24 protein-coding genes are annotated in these 23,959 nt (G+C 62.2%); 14 read left to right on the forward strand and 10 right to left on the reverse strand.

Going from position 1 to position 23,959, the window contains the following annotated elements; translation table 11 throughout:
* Positions 1–248: 248 nt before the first annotated feature.
* The 4 genes from fur to ybfF form a co-directional block, all read right to left on the reverse strand.
* On the reverse strand, positions 249–695 hold the full coding sequence (gene fur, locus IT763_RS05450; protein ID WP_004939939.1) for a ferric iron uptake transcriptional regulator: 447 nt from the start codon (positions 693–695) through the stop codon (positions 249–251).
* Positions 696–1,024: 329 nt separating this feature from the next.
* The gene (gene fldA / locus IT763_RS05455; RefSeq protein WP_004939938.1) at positions 1,025–1,564 is read right to left on the reverse strand and encodes a flavodoxin FldA; all 540 of its coding nucleotides are present in this window, start codon (positions 1,562–1,564) and stop codon (positions 1,025–1,027) included.
* Between the two features lie 255 nt (positions 1,565–1,819).
* A complete protein-coding gene (gene ybfE / locus IT763_RS05460; protein ID WP_004939936.1) occupies positions 1,820–2,107 on the reverse strand; it encodes a LexA regulated protein in 288 nt (95 codons plus the stop codon).
* A gap of 256 nt (positions 2,108–2,363) precedes the next feature.
* Positions 2,364–3,137 carry an esterase gene (gene ybfF / locus IT763_RS05465; RefSeq protein ID WP_193842625.1) on the reverse strand — a complete coding sequence of 258 codons (774 nt, stop codon included), beginning with the start codon at positions 3,135–3,137 and terminating at the stop codon, positions 2,364–2,366.
* Positions 3,138–3,361: 224 nt separating this feature from the next.
* Between ybfF and seqA the strand changes: the two genes are divergently transcribed.
* The 4 genes from seqA to IT763_RS05485 all read left to right on the forward strand — a co-directional run bounded on the left by seqA (position 3,362) and on the right by IT763_RS05485 (position 6,757).
* The gene (gene seqA / locus IT763_RS05470) at positions 3,362–3,904 is read left to right on the forward strand and encodes a replication initiation negative regulator SeqA (RefSeq protein ID WP_049300335.1); all 543 of its coding nucleotides are present in this window, start codon (positions 3,362–3,364) and stop codon (positions 3,902–3,904) included.
* Between the two features lie 77 nt (positions 3,905–3,981).
* Positions 3,982–5,625: a phosphoglucomutase (alpha-D-glucose-1,6-bisphosphate-dependent) gene (pgm, locus tag IT763_RS05475; RefSeq protein WP_016928750.1), complete on the forward strand. Its 1,644-nt coding sequence runs from the start codon at positions 3,982–3,984 to the stop codon at positions 5,623–5,625.
* Between the two features lie 191 nt (positions 5,626–5,816).
* Positions 5,817–6,458: a PadR family transcriptional regulator gene (locus IT763_RS05480; protein WP_049300334.1), complete on the forward strand. Its 642-nt coding sequence runs from the start codon at positions 5,817–5,819 to the stop codon at positions 6,456–6,458.
* Positions 6,458–6,757 (forward strand): DUF3861 domain-containing protein, encoded by a 300-nt coding sequence (locus IT763_RS05485; RefSeq protein ID WP_004939927.1) that lies wholly within the window; start codon positions 6,458–6,460, stop codon positions 6,755–6,757. Before IT763_RS05480 ends, IT763_RS05485 begins: the two co-directional genes overlap by 1 nt.
* Before the next feature lie 27 nt (positions 6,758–6,784).
* Here IT763_RS05485 and kdpE read toward each other — a convergent pair whose 3' ends face one another.
* From kdpE to IT763_RS05515, 6 genes are all read right to left on the reverse strand, one after another.
* Positions 6,785–7,474: a two-component system response regulator KdpE gene (kdpE, locus tag IT763_RS05490; protein WP_016928747.1), complete on the reverse strand. Its 690-nt coding sequence runs from the start codon at positions 7,472–7,474 to the stop codon at positions 6,785–6,787.
* Between the two features lie 16 nt (positions 7,475–7,490).
* A complete protein-coding gene (kdpD, locus tag IT763_RS05495; protein WP_049300333.1) occupies positions 7,491–10,187 on the reverse strand; it encodes a two-component system sensor histidine kinase KdpD in 2,697 nt (898 codons plus the stop codon).
* Positions 10,188–10,260: 73 nt separating this feature from the next.
* Positions 10,261–10,830, reverse strand: a complete 570-nt coding sequence (gene kdpC / locus IT763_RS05500; protein ID WP_206195236.1) for a potassium-transporting ATPase subunit KdpC — start codon at positions 10,828–10,830, stop codon at positions 10,261–10,263.
* 18 nt (positions 10,831–10,848) lie between these two features.
* Positions 10,849–12,918, reverse strand: coding sequence for a potassium-transporting ATPase subunit KdpB (gene kdpB, locus IT763_RS05505; RefSeq protein WP_016928744.1), 2,070 nt, complete (start codon positions 12,916–12,918; stop codon positions 10,849–10,851).
* Positions 12,919–12,944: 26 nt separating this feature from the next.
* Positions 12,945–14,633 (reverse strand): potassium-transporting ATPase subunit KdpA, encoded by a 1,689-nt coding sequence (gene kdpA / locus IT763_RS05510; RefSeq protein ID WP_049300332.1) that lies wholly within the window; start codon positions 14,631–14,633, stop codon positions 12,945–12,947.
* Complete coding sequence (locus IT763_RS05515; protein WP_016928742.1) at positions 14,633–14,722, reverse strand: K(+)-transporting ATPase subunit F; 90 nt, start codon at positions 14,720–14,722, stop codon at positions 14,633–14,635. Before IT763_RS05515 ends, kdpA begins: the two co-directional genes overlap by 1 nt.
* Before the next feature lie 441 nt (positions 14,723–15,163).
* On the opposite strand from IT763_RS05515, the gene IT763_RS05520 reads away from it, so the two are divergent.
* The 10 genes from IT763_RS05520 to IT763_RS05565 all read left to right on the forward strand — a co-directional run bounded on the left by IT763_RS05520 (position 15,164) and on the right by IT763_RS05565 (position 23,957).
* Positions 15,164–15,373, forward strand: a complete 210-nt coding sequence (locus tag IT763_RS05520) for a YbfA family protein (protein WP_004939916.1) — start codon at positions 15,164–15,166, stop codon at positions 15,371–15,373.
* Between the two features lie 142 nt (positions 15,374–15,515).
* Positions 15,516–16,472: a DUF523 and DUF1722 domain-containing protein gene (locus tag IT763_RS05525; RefSeq protein WP_016928741.1), complete on the forward strand. Its 957-nt coding sequence runs from the start codon at positions 15,516–15,518 to the stop codon at positions 16,470–16,472.
* Between the two features lie 15 nt (positions 16,473–16,487).
* Positions 16,488–17,918, forward strand: coding sequence for a deoxyribodipyrimidine photo-lyase (gene phrB / locus IT763_RS05530; RefSeq protein WP_206195237.1), 1,431 nt, complete (start codon positions 16,488–16,490; stop codon positions 17,916–17,918).
* Between the two features lie 22 nt (positions 17,919–17,940).
* The gene (locus IT763_RS05535) at positions 17,941–18,921 is read left to right on the forward strand and encodes an MBL fold metallo-hydrolase (RefSeq protein ID WP_206195238.1); all 981 of its coding nucleotides are present in this window, start codon (positions 17,941–17,943) and stop codon (positions 18,919–18,921) included.
* 18 nt (positions 18,922–18,939) lie between these two features.
* Positions 18,940–19,683 carry a type 2 GTP cyclohydrolase I gene (locus tag IT763_RS05540; protein ID WP_074055151.1) on the forward strand — a complete coding sequence of 248 codons (744 nt, stop codon included), beginning with the start codon at positions 18,940–18,942 and terminating at the stop codon, positions 19,681–19,683.
* A gap of 159 nt (positions 19,684–19,842) precedes the next feature.
* Positions 19,843–20,499, forward strand: a complete 657-nt coding sequence (gene pxpB, locus IT763_RS05545; protein ID WP_016928737.1) for a 5-oxoprolinase subunit PxpB — start codon at positions 19,843–19,845, stop codon at positions 20,497–20,499.
* Positions 20,493–21,425 carry a 5-oxoprolinase subunit PxpC gene (gene pxpC, locus IT763_RS05550; protein ID WP_016928736.1) on the forward strand — a complete coding sequence of 311 codons (933 nt, stop codon included), beginning with the start codon at positions 20,493–20,495 and terminating at the stop codon, positions 21,423–21,425. Before pxpB ends, pxpC begins: the two co-directional genes overlap by 7 nt.
* Complete coding sequence (pxpA, locus tag IT763_RS05555; protein ID WP_016928735.1) at positions 21,415–22,155, forward strand: 5-oxoprolinase subunit PxpA; 741 nt, start codon at positions 21,415–21,417, stop codon at positions 22,153–22,155. Before pxpC ends, pxpA begins: the two co-directional genes overlap by 11 nt.
* Positions 22,156–22,209: 54 nt before the next feature.
* On the forward strand, positions 22,210–22,941 hold the full coding sequence (locus IT763_RS05560; RefSeq protein ID WP_016928734.1) for a DUF969 domain-containing protein: 732 nt from the start codon (positions 22,210–22,212) through the stop codon (positions 22,939–22,941).
* Entirely contained in the window at positions 22,938–23,957 is a 1,020-nt protein-coding gene (locus tag IT763_RS05565) for a DUF979 domain-containing protein (RefSeq protein ID WP_016928733.1), read from the forward strand. Before IT763_RS05560 ends, IT763_RS05565 begins: the two co-directional genes overlap by 4 nt.
* The last annotated feature ends 2 nt before the right edge of the window (positions 23,958–23,959 follow it).

Here is a 23,959-nt window from a genome sequence, read left to right on the forward strand (position 1 = left end):
GCCCGGCACATCGGCCTGTCGTCATGGCGGCGGGCCGCTTAACGAAGGGGGAATGCGTTCGCCCCCGCGCGTGCCGGCGTGGGGCGGATGTTGAAGTGAGAGCAGTACGTGGAGTCGCAGTGCCGCTGCAATTGTAGTATTTCATGACATGATCTTCCCCCGGCTTGTCCGGGGATTTTTTTGCCCGTTGTACGGCGGGCATAAAAAAACCGCCCCAATGTGAGGCGGTTTTTCATAGCCGGTCAGGCTTATTTCTTGTCGTGCAGCGATTCGTCTTCGCGGCAGTCACCGGTTTCGCAGTGGCCGTACAGGTACAGACTGTGGTTGGTGAGCTTGATGCCGTGCTGCTTGGCGATATCACGCTGGCGCACTTCGATGGATTCATCACTGAATTCGATCACTTTGCCGCAGTCCAGGCAAATCAGGTGATCGTGGTGATGTTGTTGGGTCAGCTCGAACACGGACTTGCCGCCTTCGAAATTGTGACGTGTCACAATGCCCGCATCGTCAAACTGGTTCAGTACGCGATAAACCGTCGCCAGGCCGATCTCTTCGCCCATATCAATCAGTTTTTTGTACAAATCTTCCGCACTGACGTGATGGCATTCCGGATTTTGCAGTACTTCCAGGATTTTGAGTCGCGGAAGCGTGACTTTTAAGCCGGCCTTCTTCAATGCGATGTTGTTGTCGGTCATGCGAATTCAGTCCTGTTACTATGCTAATCAAGTTGAGGCGTACTCGCCTGTGGCATCGGTCGGCACAAAGAGTTAATGCGTCTCATTATAGAACCGGTTGTACTAAATGGAAACCGCCGGTTGTTAACAAAGATATAATTGCACTATTGCATGTTTTGCATGCAACGCCTTGATGGATGGGATAAACCGATATCTCAGTCTACCGTGACGGGGTGGGAAGTTACAAATCTGTAGCTTCTATCGCAGCAATCCCTGTTGCCGATGACGGCCCTGTCGGCACACTATGCACTTTACAGGGCCTTTGTTCAACCTTTCGCCAGTACCGGCGTTTAGCCGACGATATCGGCCAGGCTCAGCTCTTCGACGATCTGTTTGACCCAGGCGTCCACGCGCTCATTGGTCAGCTCCGGCTGACGGTCTTCGTCGATCGCCAGACCGATGAAGTGGTTGTCGTCCGCCAGGCCTTTGGATGCTTCGAAGTGGTAGCCTTTGGTCGGCCAGTGGCCCACGATGGCCGCGCCGCGCGGTTCGATGATGTCGCGGATGGTGCCCATCGCGTCACAGAAATATTCCGCGTAGTCTTCCTGGTCGCCGCAGCCGAACAGCGCCACCAGTTTGCCGTTGAAATCGACTTCTTCCAGCGTCGGGAAGAAATCATCCCAGTCACACTGCGCTTCACCGTAGTACCAGGTCGGGATACCCAGCAGCAGGATATCGAACCCTTCCAGGTCTTCTTTGCTGCTTTTGGCGATGTCATGCACTTCTGAGACATCGTCGCCAAACTGTTTCTGAAGAATTTTCTGGATCATTTTGGCAATGTTTTCGGTATTGCCAGTGTCGCTGCCAAAGAAAATGCCTACAGTAGCCATATCGCGTATAACCTTTAAATTCAATTAATTGCATTACTCGGCGCCGGCACTGCCGCCGATTAAAATGATGCCATGACAAGAGCCTTTCGCCATGGTGGCGGGCGCCGACAGGCGCAGTCTCTTACCGGTAAATGCGTATCATGCCAGAAAGTGGCGCCGGGGTTTTATCGCATTTATGCGATGCCGAAGGATGAAGAAAAGCGTGGTCGATCCGGCGTTGTCCTTAACGCCGCGCCGCGCGTGCGGCCGAAGAGATCAATGTTCCGGCTGTTCTTCCGCCAGTTGCGCCAACAGCATCTGCTCGATGAGTTCGCTGCGGCTGATGTTGCGCTGTTCCGCCAGTTTGTTCAGGGCGTCCACCGCATCCGCGTTGATTTTCAGCTCTACGCGCCGCAATCCGCGCACTTTATCGCGCCGTAACTGATTGCGCTTATTGATTCTAAGCTGTTCATCGCGGGAAAGCGGGTTGGTTTTCGGGCGCCCCGGACGGCGTTCATCTGCGAACAGATCCAGCGTCGTGCGATCCGTTTGTTCTTTTGCCATAGGTAGCGGTACTGCAAGGGAGTTTGCATCAAAAAGCGCTCGCACGCTTCCGGAGGCATCGATTAACACACTTCGGGCCAATAAACCCTAACCCAAATTTACCCCCGAACCGGCGTTCGCGAACGCGCTGGCGCGGCGGCAAAATTATAGCGCGCCATATTACCCCAGCAGATGGAGCGGCGACAATGCCTAACTGCGGGCTAAACGCGCTAAGCCGTTATCTTTAGCGCGTTTTTTCGCCAGATTAACGTATTTTTCAGGCTTCGCCGAGGAAACGGTGGATGGCGCGCAGCACCGCTTCCGGTTTTTCGGCGTGCACCCAATGGCCGGTGCCGGCGACGACGTGCGCGCGGGCCTGCGGGAACTGGCGGGCGATGTCTGCACGGTAGCTGTCCTGCACGTACGGCGACAGGCCGCCGCGAATGAACAGGGTCGGGTGTGGCCAGGCCGGGACTTCCTGCCAGCCGGTGATGTCTTCGTAGCGTTCGATCAGCACCGGCAGGTTGAAGCGCCATTCACCGTTATGGAAGGACTTCAGCAGGAACTGGATCACGCCTTCTTCCTGCAGGTAGTCGCGCATCAACTGGGCGGCCGCCTGGCGCTGGGTGATGCCGGCGGCGCTGACGGCCTTCAGCGCGGCGAAGATCTCGTCATGACGTCGGGTCTGGTAATCCACCGGCGCGACGTCGATGACGATCAGCCTGGCGATGCGCTCGGGCGCGATGGCGGTCAGCGCCATCGCCGCTTTGCCGCCCATCGAGTGGCCGATGACGATCGCTTTCTCCAGCTGCAGCTCGTCGAGCAGCGCCAGCAGATCCTGCGCCATGGCGGGGTAGTTCATGTCGTCGGCGCGCGGGGAGAGGCCATGGTTGCGCAGATCGACCTTGATCACACTGTGCTGTTTATGGAGATCGCGCGCCAGCACGCCCAGGTTGTCGAGATTGCCGAACAGGCCGTGGATCAGCAGCACCGGCAGCGCGTCTGACTCGGCGGCCAGCAGTTGATAATGTAATTTCATGGCGAAGTTCATACTGAGAGAGATTCAGATTAGGGTATCATGATTGAATCGCACGATGAATCATGCGGAATTTTCGCGGCGCGGGCTTGGCAGTGCCGGCTATAGGTATTAGTCTGCATTTGCCGTCCGGAGGCACATTGTTGTGTTCGCCCCAGCGCTTTTAACCTTATAATCCCATGGCTTGAATGCAGGATCTGGCTTCAGGTTCTAAGTAGAAAAAACAGTATTGGATAAAGATGAAAACTATTGAAGTCGACGAAGAGCTTTACCGTTATATTGCCAGCCACACGCAACACATCGGTGAAAGCGCGTCCGATATTTTACGCCGCATGTTGAAATTCACCGCCGGTCAGCCGGTGCGCGCGTTGCCTGCCGCCAGTGCGTCGTCGTCCGTCGAACTGGAAAAAGCGGTGCCGGTTCAGCGCCCGCGCGATCGCGTACGCGCCGTGCGTGAACTGCTGTTGTCGGATGAATACGCCGAGCAGAACAAAGCGGTCAACCGTTTCATGCTGGTGCTGTCCACGCTGTACACCCTCGATGCCGCCGGTTTCGCCGCCGCCACCGAGGCGTTGACCGGCCGCACCCGCACCTATTTCGCCGGCGATCAGCAGACCCTGCTGGCCAATGGCACGCACACCAAGCCGAAGCATGTGCCGGGCACCCCTTACTGGGTGATCACCAATACCAATACCGGCCGCAAGCGCAGCATGATCGAACACATCATGCAGGCGATGCAGTTCCCGGCGGAACTGATCGAGAAAGTTTGCGGTACCGTCTAATTTAGCGAACAGCCCGTCATGATGGCCGTGCGCGACGTATTTGCCCGGTCACCGACAGGGATGAGGGAGATATGTCGATGGCGAATAATCCACGTGCCGGGCAGCCCGCCCGTCAAAGCGATCTGATCAACGTAGCCCAGCTGACGTCGCAGTACTATGTGCTGCAACCGGAAGCCGGCAATGCCGCACATGCGGTGAAGTTTGGCACTTCCGGCCACCGCGGCAGCGCGCAGCGCCACAGCTTCAATGAGGCGCACATCCTCGCCATCGCTCAGGCGATCGCCGAAGTTCGTCATCAGCAGGGCACCACCGGCCCGTGCTACGTGGGCAAAGACACCCATGCGCTGTCCGAGCCGGCCTTTATTTCCGTGCTGGAAGTGCTGACCGCCAACGGCGTCGATGTGATCGTGCAGGAAAACAACGGCTTCACGCCAACGCCGGCGGTATCGCACGCCATTCTGTGCCACAACCGCCGCGGCGGCGCGCAGGCTGACGGCATCGTCATTACGCCGTCCCACAACCCGCCGGAAGACGGCGGCATCAAATACAACCCGCCGAACGGCGGCCCGGCTGACACCAACCTGACGTCGGTGATCGAAAAGCGCGCCAACGAACTGCTGGCGCAGCAGCTGAAAGGCGTTCAGCGCCAGTCGCTGGACAAGGCCTGGAACAGCGGCCACCTGCACGCCAAAGATTTGGTGCAGCCTTATGTCGAAGGGCTGGTTGACGTGGTCGACATGCCGGCCATTCAACGCGCCGGCCTGAAGCTGGGCGTGGATCCGCTCGGCGGCTCCGGCATCGCCTATTGGCAGCGGGTAGCGGAACACTACAAGCTGGATCTGACGCTGGTGAACGACTCCATCGATCAGACCTTCCGCTTTATGCACCTGGATCACGACGGCATCATCCGCATGGATTGCTCGTCCGAGTCGGCGATGGCCGGCCTGCTGGCGCTGCGCGACAAATTCGATCTGGCGTTCGCCAACGATCCGGATTACGACCGCCACGGCATCGTCACGCCGAAAGGCCTGATGAACCCGAACCACTATCTGGCGGTAGCCATCAACTACCTGTTCCAACATCGCCCGCAGTGGGGCGCCGATGTGGCGGTAGGTAAAACGCTGGTGTCCAGCGCGATGATCGACCGCGTGGTGGCTGACCTGGGCCGCAAGCTGGTGGAAGTGCCGGTCGGTTTCAAATGGTTCGTGGACGGCCTGTTCGACGGCAGCCTGGGCTTCGGCGGTGAAGAGAGCGCCGGGGCCTCGTTCCTGCGTTTCAACGGCCAGCCGTGGTCGACCGACAAAGACGGCATCATCATGTGCCTGCTGGCGGCTGAAATCACCGCGGTAACCGGTGAGAACCCGCAGCATCATTATGACGATCTGGCCAAGCGCTTCGGCGCGCCGAGCTACAACCGTATCCAGGCGCCGGCAACCCATGCGCAGAAAGCGGCGCTGTCCAAGCTGTCGCCGGAGATGGTCAAGGCCAGTACGCTGGGCGGGGATCCGATCACCGCACGTCTGACTGCGGCGCCGGGCAACGGCGCGTCGATCGGCGGCCTGAAAGTCATGACCGACAACGGCTGGTTCGCGGCCCGTCCTTCCGGCACCGAAGAGGCTTACAAGATCTACTGCGAGAGCTTCCTCGGGGCGGAACACCGCGAGAAGATTGAGCACGAAGCGGTCGAGATCGTCAGCGAAGTGCTGGCTTCCGCCAAGTAATCGCTTTTCTTGATGGATAAAAAGCGCTGTTTTTACAGCGCTTTTTTTATGCCTGCAATTTAGATATATCTTTTTCACGGCACGCGCTTGCGCATTTAGATATATCGATCTAGATTAGCGTTATCGACGCTGTTTAGATATATCTAAACAACCTCGTATTGATGTTCACTGTTAAAGCGAGGTATCACCCTATGTTTCATCGATTAGGTTTACACCGGCATCACCACCACCCTCATGCGTGCGAAGAGGGGCGCCGTCATCGCGGCGGGCGTCATCACTTCGGCGGCGAAGGCGAAGAGCACGGCCGAGGTGGGCGCGGCGGCCGGGGCGGGCGTCATCGTCTGTTCGAACACGGCGATCTGCGCCTGGTGTTGCTGGCACTGGTGGCGCGCAAGCCCAGCCACGGATACGAATTGATCAAGGCGATCGAGGAAGCCTCTTCCGGCCTGTATGTGCCGAGCCCGGGGGTGATTTACCCCACGCTGACGCTGCTGGAAGAACAGGATTTTCTCGAACCGCTCACCACCGGCAACGGCCGAAAAAGCTACCGCATCACCACGGCGGGTGAGGGCGAGCTGCAAAAGCATCAACAGGTGGTTGACATCATTCTGGCGCGTCTGGCGGGCGCCGGCCGCGAGCATCATCGGCACGGCAACCTGGCGGAAGGCATTTACGACGCCATGAACCGTCTGCGCAGCCTGCTGCGCGGCAACGTGATGCGCGCCGATCTCACGCCGCAGCAGGTGGAGCGCATCAACGCCGCGTTGCTGGCCGCCGTGGCGGCGATCGAAAGCGAAATGCACATTCAACCCACGCAGCAGGAGGAGAACTGATGCCCGGCCACCGTTTTAACATTACCGTTGAAGCCCTGAGCGACCGCCAGGGCAACCCCGTCGAGAAGGCACCGCTGAGTTTTGAGGTGACCAATCATGACGATATTCTCGAGATCGTCGAGCGCATTCGGGCGCGTGACGATCTGAACTTCGGCCCCGAGCAGAGCGCGGCCTTCGCCGTGGGGTTGAAACTGTTCTCCGAAGTGATGATCGAAAACCGCAAACACCCGGTGTTCGCTCCGCTGCGCGAGGCGTTTAAGGAATTTATGGTCGGATTGAAGAAAGGCCCGGCGGCGTAAAGGCGCGGCACACCGCGCTCGCCGGGGTTAAGGCATGAAACGGTAGCCGACGCCGGTTTCGGTCAGCAGGTGTTTGGGCCGGGCCGGATCGGCTTCGAGCTTCTGCCGCAAATGGCCCATGTAGATGCGCAGGTAGTGGCTGTGTTCCACGTAGTTCGGCCCCCAGACGTGGCTCAACAGCTGGCGTTGGGTAATCACCTTGCCGGCGTTGGCCAGCAGCTCCGCCAACAGGCGAAATTCTATCGGCGTGAGGTGCAGATCTTCGTCGTTGCGCAGCACCCGGCGATTCACCAGATCGACGGTGATCGCCGAAAAGCTCACCAGCGGGCTTTCCTGTTGGTTGGCGGAGTGGCGGCGCAGCGCGACCCGCACCCGCGCCAACAGCTCACCGATGCCGAACGGTTTGCTGAGATAGTCGTCGGCGCCGGCGTCCAGCGCGGCGATTTTGTCCTCTTCGGCGTTGCGCGCCGACAGTACGATCACCGGAATGGCGCTCCACTGCCGCAGATCGCGGATGTAGCTCAGCCCGTCGCCATCCGGCAACCCCAAATCCAGGATGATCAGATCCGGTTTGCGCGTGCCGGCTTCAATCAGCCCGCGCTGCAGCGTTTCACTTTCAAACACCCGCAGGCCTTCGCTCTCCAGCGCGGTGCGCACGAAGCGGCGGATTTCTTTTTCATCTTCAACAATCAGAATGTTGGTTGGCGTTATGCTCACGTTTCCCCTGCGTTGATTACAGATCGAAGGCGTCGCCGTCGATCTCGGGCGGTTTTTCCAGCGGCAGCACGAAGCGGAAGCTGGCGCCGCCGTTGGCGCCGTTTTCCGCCCAGATGCGGCCATCATGCACTTCAATAATGGCACGACAAATCGCTAACCCCAAGCCTACGCCGGGGATCGCCGACTCTTTATTGCCGCGTGAAAACTTGTCGAAAATCAGCTGCAGCTGATCGGCGGGGATGCCGGGGCCGTTATCCCAGACCTCGACTTCCAGCCACTCGGGCAGCGTGCGGGCGCGAATGCCGATGGTGGCCTCGGCGCCGGCGTATTTATTGGCGTTTTCCAACAGGTTGGTGAACACCCGTTCCAGCAGGCTGCCGTCGCAGTTGACCAGGATCTGTTCCGGCGGCAGCTCGACCTCGATCGGATGCTGGCTGAGCAGCGGCTCCAGCATGTGCAGCGAGGCGCCGACGATCTCTTCCAGCGACTGCCACTCTTTACGCAGGCTGAAACCGCCGGACTGGATGCGCGCCATATCCAGCAGGTTGTTCACCAGCCGGGTGGTGCTCAGCACCTGCTGGCGGATCTGGCTGGCCTGGGTGGCGTGATTGGAGCCTTCGGCCGCCAGGTCCAGCGTGAGAATTTCCGCCTGGCCGAACAACACGGTCAGCGGGGTGCGCAGATCGTGCGACAGCGCCGCCAGCAGCGAGTTGCGCAGCTGTTCGCGTTCGGCGTCCAGCTTGGCTTCTTCGGCGCTGCGCGCCAGGTGCAGCCGTTCCAGCGCGCTGGCGATCAGCACTGCGAAGGTTTGCAGCAGCCGCTGTTGTTCCGGCACCATCAGCTGGCGCAGGTTGTTGGGTTCGATCGCCAACAGGCCGAAGGTCTGTTTGGGGGTATTGAGCGGCAGCAGTTGGTAAGGCACGCCGGGCAGGGTGTCGGTACCCGCGCCGGCCGGCAAGCCTTTGTCGAAACTCCAGCGCGCGATGGCTTCGTCTACCGACAGCAGTCCGCCTTCCTCGCCGATCATTTGCTGCAGCCGGCCGTCTTCCTGCGGCAGCAGCAGCACGGTTTTCGCCTGGAAGCTGCTGGAGAGGAAATGACGGCTGGTGTTGGCGATGTCGGCCACGGTCAGCGCGCGGCTCAGCCCGCGCGACATTTCGTACAGATGGCGCGCCCGCTGCTCGCGATAGCGCGCCACCCGGGCCTGATAACGCACCCCGGCGGTCAGATTGCCGATGATGATGCCGACGGCGAGCATCACGCCGAAGGTCAGCAGATACTGCATATCGCTGACGGCGAACGACCATTCGGGCTGGACGAAGAACAGATCGAAGCTGGCGACGTTGATCACCGCCGCCAGCACCGACGGCCAGCGGCCGAAGAACAGCGCGACGATCGCCACGCCGAGCAGGTAGACCATCACCAGGTTGGCCTGATCGAAGCCCGGCAGCAGCCACTGCGAGAGCAGGGTAATCAGCGCACACAGCGCTATCGCCACCGCGCAGCCGCGCAGCTGCATGCGCCATTTCTCATTGAAGCTGCGGCCGTCGTGCTCCTTGCCCGGCGGGGGCTGCGCGGCGTCGCTGTCCAGCGCCACGATCACCAGATCGAGATCCGGGCCCAGCCGGCCGAGGCGATCGGCGAAGCTGCCGCGCAGTTTCCAGCGCTGCTCGCTGCGGCGGCCGATGATGATTTTGCCGAGGTTATGCTCGCGGGCGTAGCGCAGCACCGCGCGCTCTTCGGACGGATCGGCCAGGGTGGCGGTTTCGGCGCCCAGCTCCTGCGCCAGCCGCAGCGCGCGCAGAATGGCGCGGCGCTGGTTTTCCGGCAGCCGGTGCAGCTTGGGGGTTTCCACGTAGACTGCATGCCAATGGCAGCCAAGCCGCGCCGCCAGCCGGGCGGCGATGCGCACCAGCTTTTCGTTGCCGCTGCTGTGGCCGACGCACAGCAGAATGCTGTCGCGGGTGTGCCACACTTTCTCGCGCCCCTGGGTGTCGCGAAACTCGCGCATCTGATCATCGACCCGATCGGCGGTGCGACGCAGCGCCAACTCGCGCAGAGCGATCAGGTTGCCTTTACGGAAAAAATGCTCGATGGCGCGCTCGGCCTGGCCGGGAATATACACTTTGCCTTCGTGCAGCCGTCGGCGCAGATCGTCCGGCGGCAGATCGACCAGCACCACTTCGCTGGCCTCGTCAAACACGTGGTCGGGCACCGTTTCGCGCACTCGCACGCCGGTCACGCCGCCCACCACGTCGTTCAGACTTTCCAGATGTTGCACGTTGACGGTCGTCAGCACGTCGATGCCGGCGTCCAGCAGCTCTTCTACATCCTGCCAGCGTTTGGGGTGGCGCGAACCGTGGGCGTTGCTGTGCGCCAGTTCGTCCATCAGGATCAGCGCCGGGTGGCGCGCCAGCGCGGCGTCGAGATCGAATTCATGCACCAGTCGCCCGCGGTGCTGGATGCGTTTTTGCGGCAGCAGCGCCAGGCCGTCGAGCAGGGCGGCGGTCTCGTTGCGGCCGTGGGTTTCCACCACGCCGACCAGCACATCCAGCCCCTGAGCGCGCAAGCGCTGGGCTTCCTGCAGCATGGCGTAGGTTTTGCCCACGCCGGCGCAGGCGCCGAAGAATACCTTCAACCGGCCGCGCGGTTTTTCATTGGCCAGCGCCAGCAGGCTATCGGGATCGGGACGCTGCTGTTCTTCTTCGACCATGGCAATTCCTTGTGTTACCAAGCAAAAAGGGGTTCGGCACGCCGAACCCTATCACTATGCTGAATACGGCGCGTTACTTCAACGCATCCAGCGCCAGGTTCAGCTTCAACACGTTCACCACCGATTCGCCCATGAAGTTGGGCGTGGCCCGATCGGTGTTGTCTTCGATCAGTTTGGCGATCTGTTCCGGCGGCAGATGACGCGCCGCCGCGACCCGCGCCAGCTGATAGCGCGCCGCGGCGATCGAGATCTGTGGATCCAGCCCGCTGCCGGAGGCGGTCAGCAGATCCACCGGGATCGGGCCGCGCATCGCAGGATTGGCCTGGCGCAGCTGCGCTGCGCGCTCGGCGATAGCCTTATCCAGCGCCGGGTTGGTGGCCGCCAGGTTGCTGCCGGCGGAGGCCAGTGGATTATAGGCCGAATCGCTGGTGGCCGACGGGCGGCCCCAGAAATAGTCGGCGCGCGTGAAGTTTTGGCCGATCAGCGCGGAGCCGACCGCCTTGTCGCCCTGGTACAGCAGCGAACCGTTAGCCGAGCCCGAAAACAGCAGCTGCGCCAGCCCGGTGGTCAGCAGCGGATAGGCGATGCCGGTGATTAGCGTCAGCAGGATCAGCATCACCAGCGCAGGTCGTAAATACGTCATGTTCATTTCCCTCAATGGTTAACCGGCGACGTGCAGCGCGACCAGGATCAGGTCGATCAGTTTGATGCCGACGAACGGCACCAGCAGGCCGCCGACTCCGTACAGCCACAGGTTGCGGCGCAGCAGGGCCGCGGCGCTCATCGGTTTGTAGCTCACCCCTTTCAGCGCCAGCGGGATCAGGAACACGATCACCAGGGCGTTGAAGATCACCGCCGACATGATGGCGGAGGCCGGGGAATGCAGATGCATCACGTTCAGCGCGTTCAGCTGCGGATAGGTGGCCGCGAACGCCGCCGGAATGATGGCGAAGTATTTGGCCACGTCGTTGGCGATGCTGAAGGTGGTCAGCGAGCCGCGCGTCATCAGCATCTGTTTGCCGATGTGCACCACTTCGATCAGCTTGGTCGGGTTGGAATCCAGATCGACCATGTTGCCCGCCTCTTTGGCGGCCTGGGTGCCGGAGTTCATCGCCACCGCCACATCGGCCTGCGCCAGCGCCGGGGCGTCGTTGGTGCCGTCGCCGGTCATCGCCACCAGACGGCCTTCCGCCTGATACTGGCGGATCAGCGCCAGCTTGGCTTCCGGCGTGGCTTCCGACAGGAAGTCGTCCACTCCGGCTTCGGCGGCGATCGCCGCCGCGGTCAGTGGGTTATCGCCGGTGATCATCACCGTTTTGATGCCCATCTTGCGCAGCTCATTGAAGCGCTCTTTGATGCCGCCTTTGACGATATCCTTCAGCGCCACCACGCCCAGCACCCGGGCGCCTTCCGCCACCACCAGCGGCGTGCCGCCGGTGCGCGCCACGCTTTCCACCAGGTCGTCCACCGCCCGCGGGAAGTGGCCCTGATTGGATTCGACGTGACGGCGAATGGCATCCACTGCGCCTTTGCGGATCATGCGTTCCTGCACGTTGACGCCGCTCATGCGGGTCTGGGCGGAGAAGGGCACGAAGGTGGCGTTCAGCGCCTGCAGATCGCGCTCGCGCAGGTTAAAGCGCTGTTTGGCCAACACCACGATGCTGCGGCCTTCCGGCGTTTCGTCCGCCAGCGAGGCCAGCTGCGCGGCGTCCGCCAGCTCTTGCTCTTTCACGCCCGGCGCCGGCAGGAACTCCGACGCCTGGCGGTTGCCCAGCGTGATGGTGCCGGTTTTATCCAGCAGCAGCACGTCCACGTCGCCGGCGGCTTCCACCGCGCGGCCGCTGGTGGCGATCACGTTGGCGCCGAGCATGCGGCTCATCCCGGCCACGCCGATGGCGGACAGCAGGCCGCCGATGGTGGTGGGGATCAGGCAAACCAGCAATGCGACCAGCACGGTGATGGTGACCACGCTGCCGCTGCCGGCCGCCTCGACGCTGTATTGCGAGAACGGGAACAGGGTGGCGGTGGCCAACACGAACACGATGGTCAGCGCCACCAGCAGGATGGTCAGCGCGATCTCGTTCGGCGTTTTGCGGCGCTTGGCGCCTTCCACCATGGCGATCATGCGATCGAGGAAGGTTTCCCCCGGGTTGACGCTGCACTGCACCACCAGCCAGTCAGACAGCACGCGGGTGCCGCCGGTGACCGAGGAGAAGTCGCCGCCGGATTCGCGGATCACCGGGGCGGATTCGCCGGTGATGGCGCTTTCATCCACCGAAGCGCCGCCTTCCAGCACCTCGCCGTCGCACGGGATGGTGTCGCCGGCTTCCACCAGCACGATATCGCCTTTGCGCAGGCTTTCGGCGGCCACTTTCTCCGTGGCGCCGTCGCGGCGCGGGCCGGCCAGCTTTTTCGCCCAGCTGGTTTTCTTGGTGCCTTTCAGGCTTTCCGCCTGGGCCTTGCTGCGCCCTTCGGCCAGCGCTTCCGCGAAGTTGGCGAACAGCACGGTGAACCACAGCCACAGGGCGACGCTGCCGGTAAAGGCGGCGGCGCCGTCGGTTTGGCCGGCGAGGATAGCCAGCCAGATGGCGGTGGTCAGCAGGCTGCCGATATACACCACGAACATCACCGGGTTGCGCCATTGAACGCGAGGGTCCAGTTTTTTCACCGCATCGATCAGCGCGGTGCGCACCAGGGCCGGTTCAAACAGCGCGCGTTGTTTGCGAGTCATCTCTTATTCTCTCTCTGTGACGTCGGTTAGTTTGCCAACCAAAGCTGCAAATGCTCGGCCACCGGGCCCAGCGCCAGCGCCGGCACGAAGGTCAGCGCACCCACCAGCAGCACGGTGCCGATCAGCAGGCCGATAAACAGCGGCCCATAGGTCGGCAGGGTGCCGTTGCCCGCCGGCTGACGCTGCTTGGCGCTCAGCGAACCGGCGATCGCCAGCACCGGCAGGATCACCCCGAAGCGGCCGACGAACATGGCGAAGGCCAGCAGCAGGTTGTAGAACGGCGTATTGACGCTCAACCCGGCGAAGGCGCTGCCGTTGTTGTTGGCGGCGGAAGACAGGGCGTACAGCACTTCGCTGAAGCCGTGGGCGCCCGGGTTGAGGATGCCGGCGCGGCCCGCGTCGGTGCCGATGGCCAGCGCGCTGCCCAGCAACACCAGCGTCGGCGTGACCAGGATCGCCAGCGCGGTCATCTTCATGTCGTAAACGTCGATCTTCTTGCCCAGGTATTCCGGGGTGCGGCCGATCATCAGGCCGGCGATAAACACCGTCAGCAGTACGAACAGCAGCATGCCGTACAGGCCGGAGCCGACGCCGCCGAACACCACTTCACCGATCTGCATCAGCCACATCGGCACCATGCCGCCCAGCGCGGTGAAAGAGTCGTGCATGGCGTTGACCGCCCCGCAGGACGCGGCGGTGGTCACCACCGAGAACAGGCTGGTGGCGAGAATGCCGAAGCGCGACTCTTTGCCTTCCATATTGATGTTGCTGTCGGCGCCCAGCGCGCTCAGGTGCGGGTTGCCAGCCAGCTCGGCGACCATCACCACCACCACCGCCACCACGAAGATCAGCGCCATCGCCCAGATCAGCGCATGGCCCTGGCGGTTTTCACCGGCCAACTGGCCGAAGGAGAAGCACAGCGCGCAGGGGATCAGGAAGATGGCCAGCATTTGTACGAAGTTGGTCAGCACGGTTGGGTTCTCGAACGGGTGCGCCGAGTTGGCGCCGAAGAAGCCGCCGCCGTTGGTGCCGAGCATTTTGATCGCTTCCTGCGAGGCCACCGGCCCCATCGGCAGCGTCTGCTGCGCGCCTTCGAGCGTGGTGACGTGCAGGTAAGGCAGGAAGTTTTGCAGCGTGCCCTGGCTGACGAAGAACAGGGCGATCGCCAGCGCGATCGGCAGCAGCACATACAGCGTGATGCGGAACAGATCGGCCCAGGCGTTGCCGACGGTCTTGCCGGCGCGGCGGGTGAAGGCGCGGATCAGCGCAAAGGCCACGGCGATGCCGGTGGAGGCGGAGACGAAGTTCTGCACCGCCAGTCCGGCCATCTGGCTGAAATAGCTGAGGGCGCTTTCGCCGCTGTAGGCCTGCCAGTTGGTGTTGGTGACGAAGCTGACGGCGGTGTTGAGCGCCAGATCCCAGGAGAGGCCCGGGAAGCCTTGCGGGTTGAGCGGCAGCGAGCCCTGCGTCATCAGCAGGGCGAACAGCAGCGCCAGGCCGAGCAGGTTAAACGCCAGGATCGCTAGCGCGTACTGCCACCAGTTCATTTCGGTGGCGCGGATGCCGCAGGCGCGCCAGACCCCGGCTTCCACCCCGCGCAGCGCAGGCAGCGGCTCACCCTCGATCAGGCGCGCCATAAAACCGCCCAGCGGCCGTGCCAGCAGCAGAAGCACCAGCAGGAAACTGGCGATCAGTAAAAAGGCTGAAGCCGCCATCAGAAATCCTCCGCGTTAAACAGGGCGTAGACCAGATAGGCCAACAGCAGCAGAACCAACAGCGCACCACCAATAACGCTGAAACTCACGGGACACCTCCAGAGGTGTTGTTTTTGATAGAGGCAGTGTAGGGAGCGGGGTAGAAAGAAGATGAAAAAATCGCGCGGGCGGGTGTAAAAAAAGTATAAAAATGACTGAAATTTCAGCGGAAATTGGCCATTTCAGGCAGCCTGCTTGCGGCGAGATTGCGCCTGATGTGTGAATAAGCAGGGGCTGAGGCGTGGGATGAAGAACCGAATAATAACCACAATGTAACCCATGTTTAGTTAAAAATTAACTTGATTGTAACAAAATTACGAATCAGCATGGTGATTAGCGATTTTTTGTGCGATTTGGTGGTCGGATGAGTAGTAAACTTTCATCAAGTGCGCTAAAATTTTGTCCAGTTACCAAATTACCGATTGTTCATTTGATACGCCCACGCCGTTTTCCCTGACAAATCAACGGCAGGCGTTTTTAAGGAGGTTCGCATGTCTACGACCTATCACGCTTATTCATTGCATCGGATTCTCCTGCGCCGCAGCGCAGTGGTGATCGCGGGCATTTTGGCCCTGCCGGTGATGCTGTTCCGCAGCGATCGCGGGCGTTTTTACAGCTACCTGCACCGCGTCTGGTCAAAAACCAGCGATAAGCCGGTCTGGCTGCAGCAGGCGGAACTGGCGTCCTGCGATTTCTACTGAGCCACTACTGATTCACGAAAAACCCTCGCCCTGCGGCGGGGGTTTTTTTATGCCTATAGCCGCCCCTATCAAGCGCAAGGTCGTATTCGGCAAGCCATTCTTCTACACTTTCCTCAATCGGCTAACAACGCGGGAGAGCGGTATGAGTGACAAGATCCCTATCGGCATCAGCGCCTGTTTACTGGGCGATGCGGTGCGTTTCGACGGTGGCCATAAGCGGCTGGCCTTTGCGGTGGAACAGTTGGCGCCCTATGTGCGCTTTGAGCCCGTTTGCCCGGAAATGGCGATTGGTCTGCCTACGCCGCGCCCGGCGCTGCGCCTGGTGAAACAGGCGCAGCCGTGGCCGGCGATGCGTTACAGCAACGACGCCGGCGTGGATCTGACTGAGGAGATGCGCAGTTTCTCCTCGCAGCGCGTGGCCGCGTTGCAGCACCTGTGCGGTTATATCGTCTGCGCCAAGTCGCCGAGCTGCGGACTGGAGCGGGTGCGGGTCTACAGCGAGAACGGCAAAGACTCGCGTAAAAACGGCGTCGGGCTGTTTACCGCTGAACTGCTGCGTCAGATGCCGTGGCTGCCGGTGGAAGAAGACGGACGATTGCAGGATGCGGCATTGCGGGAAAACTTCATTGAACGGGTGTACGCGCTGTATGAGCTGAATATGCTGTGGCGCCAGGGGCTGACCCGCGGCGGGTTGATCGCGTTTCACAGCCGCTACAAGCTTTCACTGTTGGCGCATTCGCAGCCGGCTTATCGCGAGCTGGGGCGCTTCGTCGCCGATATTCACCGCTGGGACTCGCTGGAGGCCTTCGCCGTGGAATACCGCAGCCGCCTGATGGCGCTGTTGGCGCACAAAGCAACGCGGCGCAACCACACCAACGTGCTGATGCACGTGCAGGGCTACTTCCGCCGTCAGCTCAGCGCGGCGCAGCGTCAGGAACTGGCGCACCTGATCGACCGTTATCGGCAGGGCATGCAGCCGCTGCTGGCGCCGATCGCGCTGCTTAAGCATTACATGGCGGAATACCCCGACCGCTATCTGGCGGAACAACGTTATTTCGAACCTTACCCGGAGGCGCTGCGTTTGCGTTACGGCCATTGATTGACAAGGAGTTTTATGACCACGCATCTGGTCTGGTTGCGTAACGATCTGCGTATCACCGACAACAAAGCGCTGCACGCCGCCTGCAGCGATCCCGAAGCCCGGGTGCTGGCGGTGTTTATCGCCACCCCGCAGCAGTGGCGGCAACATGAGATGGCGCCGCGGCAGGCGGCGCTGATCCACGCCAGCCTGCGGGCGGTGCAGCAGGCGTTGGCGCAAAAAGGCATTGCGCTGCATTGCCATGCTGGCACGGACTTTGCCTCGTCGATCGACTGGCTGGCGGACTATTGCGAGCGAGAGCAGGTAGATGCGCTGTTTTACAATCGCCAGTACGAACTGAATGAACGGCGCCGCGATGCGCGGTTGGAACAGCGATTGAGCGACCGGGTGGCGTGCCGCGGTTTCGATGACAGCCTGCTGTTGCCGCCGGGCAGCGTGCAAACCGGCGGCGGCGAGATGTACAAAGTCTATACGCCGTTTCGCAACGCTTTCATTCAGCGCCTGACCGAGTCCGATCTCAGCTGCCTGCCGGCGCCTAAAACCCGTGCCGGTGGCGCGTTGCCTGCGCCTGAGGCGCCGGCGGCGTTCGATTATCCCGCGGCGGACATCGGGGGTGACTATCCCGCCGGCGAGGAGGCCGCGCTGCAGCGGCTGCGCGCCTTTTGTCGTGAGCAGGTGCAGGATTACCTTCGGCAGCGCGATCTGCCCGCCATCGCCGGCACCAGCAGCCTGTCGCCCTATCTGGCGATTGGCGCGCTGTCGCCGCGCCAGTGCTTCAATCGCCTGCGCGCCGAATGCCCACGGTTGCTGGAAGATCGCGAGAGCGGCGCTTTCGCCTGGCTGAACGAGCTGATTTGGCGCGAGTTCTACCGCCATCTGCTGGTGGCCTATCCCGAGCTGTGCCGCCATCGGCCGTTTATCGCCTGGACGGACAAAGTGCGCTGGCGCGATGACGCGGCGAAGCTGCAGGCCTGGCAGCGGGGCGAGACCGGCTACCCGATCGTCGATGCCGCCATGCGCCAACTGAACGCCACCGGCTGGATGCATAACCGGCTGCGCATGATCAGCGCCAGTTTCCTGGTGAAGGATCTGCTGATCGACTGGCGGGCCGGGGAGCGTTACTTCATGTCGCAACTGCTGGACGGCGATCTGGCGGCCAACAACGGCGGCTGGCAGTGGGCGGCGTCCACCGGCACCGACGCCGCGCCGTATTTCCGCATCTTCAACCCGACGACGCAGGGTGAACGTTTTGATCCACAAGGCACTTTTATCCGTAAATGGTTGCCGGAACTGGCGGATGTGCCCGACAATGACATCCATCATCCTCACCGTTGGGCGGAAAAGCAGCCATGCGTGCTGAATTACCCGCTGCCGATCGTCGATCATAAGCAAGCCCGCCTGGAGACGCTGGCGGCGTTCGAGGCGGCGAAACGGGGAGAGTCTTGAGGCAACTGCAAGGAGCGACGCAATGATGAAAAAGGTGTTGGCCCTGTGCCTGAGCGGCTATTCCGCGCTGGCGATCGCCGGCTTTGACGTGGTGGCGCTGGGCGTCGACGGCGGCGTCAGCGACGGCAACCTGACTTCCTACCTGATCCGCAGCGACAATCAGCCGCAGTATGTGGCGCTGGACGCCGGTTCGCTGCTGCCGGGCATCGCCAAAGGGCTGGAGAAGGGCAGCTTCCCGCAGGTGACCGCCGAGTTGGCCGCGCCTTACACGCCGCAGGGCCATGTGTTCCGGCAGTTGATCGGCGGCTATTTCATCAGCCACGGCCATCTGGACCACGTGGCGGGGCTGATCGTCGGCTCGCCCGAGGATAATAAAAAAACCGTTTACGCCCAGGCGGACACTGTGCTGACCCTGCGTAATCACTACTTTAACTGGAAGGCCTGGCCGAACTTTACCGACGCCGGCAACGGTGCGCGGCTGGGCACCTACCGGCTGCAAACGGTGCGTCCGCAGCAGCGATTTACCCTCGGCCTGACCGGGTTGACCGGCGTGATGTATCCGCTCAGCCACGATCGCTATCCGTCGTCGATGCTGCTGATTTCCAACGGCAACGAGTTCTTCGCCTATTTCGGCGATACCGGGCCGGATAAGGTGGAGCAGTCGCGCGATCTCGATACCGTCTGGCGCGCGCTGGGGCCGCTTGTCGAGCAGAAAAAGCTCAAGGGCATGATTATCGAAACCTCTTACCCCAACGGGGTGGAGGACAAACATCTGTACGGCCATCTGACGCCGGCCTGGCTGCTGAAGGAGCTGAAGAACCTGACGCAGTACAGCGGCGGCGAAGGCTCGCTGAACGGTCTGCCGGTGGTCATCAGCCACATCAAGCCCAGCCTGAAGCAGGGCGAAGACGCGCGCGCCGCCATTGCGCAGCAGCTGGCGCAGGGCAACGATCTGGGGGTGAAATTCATCCTGATGGCGCAGGGCGACCGGCAGACATTTTGACTATGAAGAGAGAAGAGAATGCGTAACCTCGATCTGGAACAACTGATCAACACGGAACTGAACGCCGCGGCGTTTCAGGACTACGCCCCCAACGGTTTGCAGGTAGAGGGGCGTGCGCATGTACAGCGCATCGTGACCGGCGTCACCGCCTGTCAGGCGCTGCTGGACGCCGCGGTGGCGCATCAGGCCGACGCGATTATCGTACACCACGGCTATTTCTGGAAAAACGAGGCGCCGGCGGTGCGCGGCATGAAACGCAATCGCCTGAAAACGCTGCTGACCCACGATATCAATCTGTACGGCTACCACCTGCCGCTGGACGCGCATCCGGTGCTGGGCAACAACGCGCAGCTGGCGCAGGCGCTGGGCATCCGGGTGATTGGCGACGTCGAGCCGCTGGTGCCGCACGGCGAATTTGAACAGCCGCTGACCGGTGAAGCGCTGCAGCAGCGTATCGAAAGCCGACTGGGGCGCGCGGTGCTGCACTGCGGCGATAACGCGCCTGAACATATTCGCCGGGTGGCCTGGTGCACCGGCGGCGGCCAGGGCTTTATCGACAGCGCGGCGCGTTTCGGCGTCGATGCGTTCATCAGCGGTGAAGTGTCTGAGCAGACCATTCACAGCGCGCGTGAAATGGGCGTACATTTCTTCGCCGCCGGTCACCACGCCACCGAGCGCGGCGGCGTGAAAGCGTTGGGTGAGTGGCTGGCCCAGCACCACGGCTTTGATGTGACCTTTATCGATATCCCGAATCCCGCCTGATTTTTTTCTTCCCCGGATCCAGCCCGGCCTGTGCGCCGGCTGAATCCTTTTATCGCGCTATTTCCTTATTTTCCTTATGGTTGCGCTCTATTGACAGCCGGGGCCGCGTCACGCATAACTGGTGTGTTTTTCAGCGCGATAATAATAAGGAGAATAAGGGTGCAACAAGCGCGTTATTACCTGTTGGGTGAAAGAGCGGTAGTGCTTGAACTGTCGCCGCCGGTGACGTTGCCGAGCCAGCAGCGCATCTGGGCGCTGGCGGAAAAGCTGAATCACCATCCCGACGTGCGGGAAGTGGTGCCGGGGATGAACAACCTGACGCTGTTGCTGCATACGCCGCAGGCCGACGCCGAAGCGATGCTGGCGTTGCTGCAGCAGGGCTGGGAAAGCAAAGAGCGCCTGACGCCGGAGTCGCGCCAGGTGGATATTCCGGTTGTCTACGGCGGGGAACAGGGCCCCGACCTGGATGAGGTGGCGCGCCATACCGGCATGACGCCGCAACAGGTGGTGGAATGCCACGCGGCGGCAGCTTATGTGGTCTATTTTCTCGGCTTTCAGCCGGGCTTCTCCTATTTGGGCGGCATGCCGGAACAACTGGCGACGCCGCGCCGCGCTGAACCGCGTCTGGCGGTGGCGGCCGGCTCCGTCGGCATCGGCGGCGGCCAGACCGGCATCTATCCGCTGGTGACGCCCGGCGGCTGGCAGCTGATCGGCCGCACGCCGTTGGCGTTGTTCAATCCGCATGAAATGCCGCCGACGCTGCTGCGTCCGGGCGATAACGTACGCTTTGTGCCGCAGAAGGAGGGCGTATGCTGATTATTCTGCGCGCCGGCATCTATACCACGGTGCAGGATTTGGGCCGCGAGGGATTCCGCCGTCTGGGCATCAGCACCGGCGGAGCGCTGGATCAACCGGCGCTGAAGATCGCCAACCTGCTGGTGGGCAATGCGCCGGAGGCCGCCGGGCTGGAGATCACCCTCGGCCAGTTCAGCGCCGAGTTTACCCGCGCAGGCTGGATCGCCCTGACCGGCGCCGGCTGCGACGCGCAGCTGGACGGCAAGCCGCTGTGGACCGGCTGGCGCTATCCGGTGAAAAAGGGGCAGCGGCTGGCGCTGGGCACGCCGAAACGCGGCATGCGCAGCTACCTGGCGATCTCGGGCGGTATCGCCGTGCCGGAAATGCTGGGATCGTGCAGCACCGACATGAAAGCCGCCTTTGGCGGCCACGAAGGCCGTAACCTGAAGGACGGCGATCGGCTGCCGCTGGGCAACTCTGCCGCTCAACCGCAACATTCCTGCGGCGTGAAACAGCTGCTGTTCACCAACCGCATCCGTGCTTTGCCGGGGCCGGAGTACGCCGAGTTCAGCGAAGAGGCGCAGGACACGTTCTGGCGCACCGCCTGGCAGCTCAGCCCGCAGAGCAACCGCATGGGCTACCGCCTGCATGGCGGCACGCCGCTGGCGCGCACCACTGAGAGAGAGATGCTGTCGCACGGCCTGATGCCCGGCGTGGTGCAGGTGCCGCACAACGGCCAGCCGATCGTGCTGATGGCTGATGCGCAAACCACCGGCGGTTACCCGCGCATCGCCTGCGTGATCGAAGCCGATCTCTACCATCTGGCGCAGGTCCGTCTCGGCGAACCGATCCACTTCGTTCTCTGCTCATTGGCCGAGGCGCAGCGCGCCAAGGCCGAACAGGATCTCTTCCTTCGACAGATTGCCTGGGGGTTACATGATCGTTGATTTGAACGCCGATCTCGGCGAAGGCTGCGCCAACGACCAGGCGCTGCTGCAATTGGTGAGTTCGGCCAACATCGCCTGCGGCTTCCACGCCGGCGATGCGCAGACCATGCGTCAGTCGGTGCGCTGGGCATTGCAGTACGGCGTGGCGATTGGCGCCCACCCGAGTTTTCCCGATCGGGAGAACTTCGGCCGGACCCGCATGCAGCTGCCGCCGGAAACGGTCTACGCGCAGGTGGTGTATCAGCTCGGGGCGCTGGCGGCCATCGCCCGCGCCGAGGGCGGAGTGATGGTGCACGTTAAGCCGCACGGCATGCTGTACAACCAGGCGGCGGTTGAGCCGGCGCTGGCGGAAGCGATCGCTCGGGCGGTGCAGGCGGTCGATCCGGCGCTGCGGCTGGTGGGGCTGGCCGGCAGCGCGCTGATCCGCGCCGGGGAACAACTTGGCCTGACCACCCGGCAAGAGGTATTCGCCGATCGCGGCTATCAGGCCGACGGCACGCTGGTGCCGCGCGGTTTGCCGGGGGCGCTGATCGAGGACGACGAACAGGCGCTGGCGCAAACGCTGGAGATGGTGCGCCATCACCGGGTTCGCAGCGTGGATGGCGTCTGGGCCGCCGTACAGGCGGAAACCGTCTGCCTGCACGGGGACGGCGAGCATGCGCTGGCGTATGCGCGCAAGCTGCGGGACAGTTTTGTTCAGCAGGGCATCCGCGTCAGCGCGGAGCAATAAAGCAAGACACAACATCACAAGCAAAAAACTATTAGAAAATATTGAGGGAAGACTATGGAACAGGCCGTGAATCTCTGGCCACTGATCGGCATCGCCGCCATCGTGGTCGGATTTGTATTGCGTTTCAATCCGGTGCTGGTGGTGATCGCCGCCGGCATCATCACCGGTCTGGCGGCGCTAATGCCGCTGGACGTCATTCTGGAAAAGCTCGGCGAGGGCTTTCTCAATACCCGCAACCTGCCGCTGATCCTGCTGTTGCCGCTGGCGGTGATCGGCCTGCTGGAACGACACGGGCTGAAAGAGCGGGCGCAGGCGTGGATCGCCAAGATCAAAAGCGCCACCGCCGGCCGTTTGCTGATCGTGTACCTGTTCGTGCGCGAGATCACCGCAGCGATGGGGCTGACCAGCCTGGGTGGGCACCCGCAGATGGTGCGGCCGCTGCTGGCGCCGATGGCGGAAGGGGCGACGGAAAACCGCTACGGCGAGCTGCCAGAGCGCACCCGCCACCGCCTGCGCGCCATGTCGGCCGCGACCGACAACGTCGGGCTGTTCTTCGGCGAGGATATTTTCGTGGCCTTCGGCGCGATCATCTTCATGCATAACTTTATGCTGGAGTCCGGCGGCATTCAGACCGAGCCGCTGCATATCGCGCTGTGGGGCATTCCGACCGCCATTTTCGCCTTCCTGATCCACGCGTTCCGGCTGTATCGGATGGATAAACAGCTGAGCGCCGAGCTGGCGCAGCTGAATCAGGCGGCGCTGCAGGCGAAGGGGGAGGCGCGATGAACTTCCAGCAACAATATCTCTACTGGCTGGCCGGCGCGGTGCTGCTGATTGTGGCGGTGATGTCCTTCCGCGATCGCGCCAACCCGCGCCGCATCACCACCGGGCTGTTTTGGGGGCTGTACGGCCTGGTATTCCTGGTCGGCGACTGGACTTACCGCCTGCTGGGCGACGTGCTCGGCGAAGGCAGCAACGAGAAACGCATGCTGCATATCATCGTTGGCGGGGTGGTGGTGGTGATGGCCCTGATCGCCGGCTTCGGCGGCGTGCGCCTCGGCAGCTATCATCAGCGAACGCCGCAGGAGCGCGAGGCCAGCGCCAAGCGTTTGGGCAACAAGCTGTTTATCCCCGCGTTGGCGATCCCGGTCGTGACGGTGATCGGCGTGCTGCTGTTCAACAACGTGCCGGCGTTGCAAAGCGCGGTGTTCGGCAGCGGTAACCACGCGACGCTGATCACCCTGTTCTCGATGACTGTCGGCTGCCTGATCGGTCTGGCGATCGCGGTGAAAATGACCCATGAGAAGGCCCTGCAGCCGATACAGGAAGCGCGGCGCCTGCTGGATTCGATCGGCTGGGCGTTCATTCTGCCGCAGATCCTCGCCACGCTGGGGTTGCTGTTTACCGTCGCCGGCGTCGGCACCGCAATCTCGCATTTGACCCAGGAGTATCTGGCGGTGGATAACCGCTTTATCGCCGTGGCGGTCTACGCTATCGGTATGGCGGTGCTGACCATGGTGATGGGCAACGCCTTCGCCGCGTTCCCGATCGTCACCGCAGGCATCGGCATTCCGATCCTGGTGCTGCAACACGGCGGCAACCCGGCGGTGATGGCGGCGATCGGCATGTTCTCCGGCTATTGCGGCACCCTGATGACGCCGATGGCGGCGAACTTCAACATTGTGCCGGCGGCGCTGCTGGAGTTGCCGGACAAGAATGCGGTGATCAAGGCGCAGGTGCCGACCGGCGTGCTGCTGCTGTTGGTTAACGTGTTCCTGCTGTATTTCCTGATGTTCCTGTAGGA

This window comes from Serratia sp. CMO1 (assembly GCF_015689115.1).
GTDB classification, from domain to species: Bacteria; Pseudomonadota; Gammaproteobacteria; order Enterobacterales; family Enterobacteriaceae; genus Serratia; species Serratia marcescens.